Origin of the sequence: Pseudomonas sp. PA-4-8C, from assembly GCF_021606625.1 — a bacterium.
In the GTDB taxonomy this organism is placed as follows: domain Bacteria; phylum Pseudomonadota; class Gammaproteobacteria; order Pseudomonadales; family Pseudomonadaceae; genus Aquipseudomonas; species Aquipseudomonas lactis.
Genome location: NZ_WKCD01000444.1, coordinates 1 through 2,667 on the forward strand (window position 1 = coordinate 1; position 2,667 = coordinate 2,667).

The 2,667-nt window shown below is 47.5% G+C and carries 3 protein-coding genes and 1 pseudogene; 1 reads left to right on the plus strand and 3 read right to left on the minus strand.

Annotated elements, in window-relative coordinates:
- Positions 1 to 474 (minus strand): annotated as a pseudogene (locus tag GIW04_RS29675) (glycosyltransferase); the annotation flags it as partial.
- A gap of 50 nt (positions 475 to 524) precedes the next feature.
- Here GIW04_RS29675 and GIW04_RS29680 point away from each other — a divergent pair.
- Positions 525 to 1,378, plus strand: a protein-coding gene (locus GIW04_RS29680) for an IS5 family transposase (protein ID WP_236479528.1) whose coding sequence is annotated in 2 segments (ribosomal slippage) — positions 525 to 866 and positions 869 to 1,378 — 852 coding nt in all. Because the reading frame shifts where the segments join, the coding sequence is not laid out codon by codon here.
- Here the strand turns inward: GIW04_RS29680 and GIW04_RS29685 are convergent.
- Both GIW04_RS29685 and GIW04_RS29690 read right to left on the minus strand, forming a co-directional pair.
- Positions 1,362 to 1,670, minus strand: a complete 309-nt coding sequence (locus GIW04_RS29685; RefSeq protein ID WP_236270328.1) for a glycosyltransferase — start codon at positions 1,668 to 1,670, stop codon at positions 1,362 to 1,364. The two genes, GIW04_RS29680 and GIW04_RS29685, sit on opposite strands and share 17 nt — an antisense overlap.
- Before the next feature lie 40 nt (positions 1,671 to 1,710).
- Positions 1,711 to 2,595 carry a glycosyltransferase family 2 protein gene (locus GIW04_RS29690; RefSeq protein ID WP_082239721.1) on the minus strand — a complete coding sequence of 295 codons (885 nt, stop codon included), beginning with the start codon at positions 2,593 to 2,595 and terminating at the stop codon, positions 1,711 to 1,713.
- Positions 2,596 to 2,667 lie beyond the last annotated feature (72 nt).

Below are 2,667 nucleotides of genomic sequence, written 5' to 3' on the forward strand. Positions count from 1 at the left end.
ACGAATGATATAGTTCATGACATAATCAGAGTTTGTCAAAAAACCGATTTTCCGCTGAAACGCCAAAAGTTTCAACTCACCCTTCAGAAAATTGATTCCTCGACGTGTAATAAAATCTTCCCCTGTGCGCATGAGTAGTAACACCTCTTGAATGTTTGCAAACTCATATCCCCGGACGATCATGACAGACCACAACCCATAGTCCTCAGGGAAAACCGATGGATAGCCGCCCACCGCTAGAACTGCAGATTTTCTAAACATAACTGCGGGATGGCTGACTGGGCTGCGCCGTTTTGCAAAACTGACAATATCAGAATGGTGCTCAGGCAGCCGGCGTATGCTCCGGACAAGAGTCATATCCTGGTTACGCTCCTCAATCCACGCGCTTGAAACTGCGACTTGAGGAAATCTTTGCATATAATCAATTTGCCGTAGAAAACGCGCAGGCAGACTAGGCTCTGTACGTAAACCCAAGAAATACGATTTTCTGTAAAATACACCGCCATTAAAGCCAGGAGGCCAAGATGGCAAAGCGGTATGAACTCCCCGACGCAGCCTGGGATCTGGTTGCAGATATCTTCACCAAAAATCAGCGCACCGGGCGCCCTCGGGCCGATGATCGCCTGATGCTAAACGGTATTCTCTGGGTGCTTTGCTCTGGCGCAGCCTGGCGAGACATGCCCGAACGATTCGGCCCTTGGTCAACGATCTATCAACGGTTCCGGGGATGGCGTGATTGCGGAGCTTTTGATCAGATGCTCAAGCGTCTTCATATCCGATTGAATGAGCAGGGTTTGATTGACTTGGAAACATGGATGATCGACTCCACTGCCGTACGAGCAACCCGGGCCTCATCAGGTGCCGGGAAAAAAGGGGATTTGAAGAACCGCAAGACCACGCGCTCGGGCGCAGCCGGGGTGGCCTGACGACCAAGATTCACATGCTGTGCGACGCCAATGGTGTGCCTCTGCGTTTCCTGTTGTCAGGCGGACAAGCCAGCGATATAGCCTATGCCCAACCGCTACTCGATCAGGCTTGCATACCCAGCCTGCGCGGCCGCCCACGCAAGCGTTGCCGCTGGTTGCTGGCTGCCAAGGGTTACGACGCTGAAGCGCTGCGCCAGTATTGTGATCGTTATCGCATGCAGCCAGTCATTCCGTTGCGAAGCATGAAGCGCAAAACCAAGCCAGGATTGCCTCGACTTTTTGATCGCCCCAAATATCGGCAGCGCAACATCATCGAACGCATGTTTGGCTGGCTGAAGGAGAACCGTCGCATCGTGACGCGCTTCGACAAGCTCGCAACAAGTTTTGCGGCGATGGTCTCATTGGCCTGCGCTATGCGGTGCTTGCGACAATACTTTACGTACAGAGCCTAACATCGTCAGTATCCATTCTAGCGACGAGTTCATAACGACAGTGCTTAAGACCTTCATTTAATGCAGCAGAAAGGCCGACGTTGGCATCAAGCTTTACGGAAATAATATTCAGCTTTTCCCTGAATACATCAATTTCATCCGATAATTCTTTTGATATCGGCCCATCCTCAACCACCACGATTTCGGTCGGAGGGCAAATCTGATCGACCATGCTAGCAAGGCACTCACGGAGATATTGAGATTTTTCTCGAGCATAGACCGACATCAAAACCGAAAACTTTACATCTTGCATATATACTCCACGCGCTGAGTAATCAGCAAAGCAATAATTATTAAAAGGGCCCCATTTTGCCGCGACAGGCATCCTTGAGCCCTCTTAGTACATAAGCAAGCCTCAGTTTTTTCTGATCGAAAAACGCAATATAAACAAATAGCTTCACAATGAATACTAATGAATATTTAAGCTTCCACTTAGCCGGTACATATGCCTGCCGAAGTAAAAAAATAAAGTTTCTGTATTGATAATAATGCCGAATTGGACTTGGTTTACCGACCCACCAGAAAAGTAACTTTACGTGCCCCTCTCCTAGCATATGACCTATTTCAAGTTTCGAGTCAACAAAGCTCTTATATCCTTTTTCCGCCGCACGCCAACACCACTCCCAGTCTACGAAATCAATGAATAACTCTTCTCTTTTGACTCCCACAACACTGAATACGTCAGTTGATATTAAAAATCCAGAACTCAGCGTATATTCAACCTGCTTCAGACCTTCTCCTCGAGAAAGCCCATCATATACATGGTCTGTTGAAGCATTAACCGCGAGCGGACCGACGCCAGCAACCTGCGCACCTTTAGTTACCAGTTCATTGAACGATGTGACAATTGAGGAAACGTACTCAGCCGGCAGTGATGAATCCTGATCCATTTCCAAGACGAACTTAAAGCCCGCAGCGGTGGCTTTAATAATCCCGACATTTTGGGCTCGAGCAATACCGACATTCTCGGTCTGTTGAAGAAGCTCGATTCGAGTATCTTCCATGGCTAGTTCGACTAGAGCTCGTCGTGCGAACTCACTTGTCGAATTATCCACAATAAAAACCTTACAAACTTGCGAAATATAACTACTCAAGTTTACGTAAAACTCAGCAAGATCAGGATTGTAGGTAATTACTACAATAGCGACTCCATTTGTTACCGCGTTATCCTTAAACACTGACCGTACCTCGTTGCGAGAAGGCTCTCAGAATCATACCAAAAACTTTTATCACAAAAAACAATATAAAAA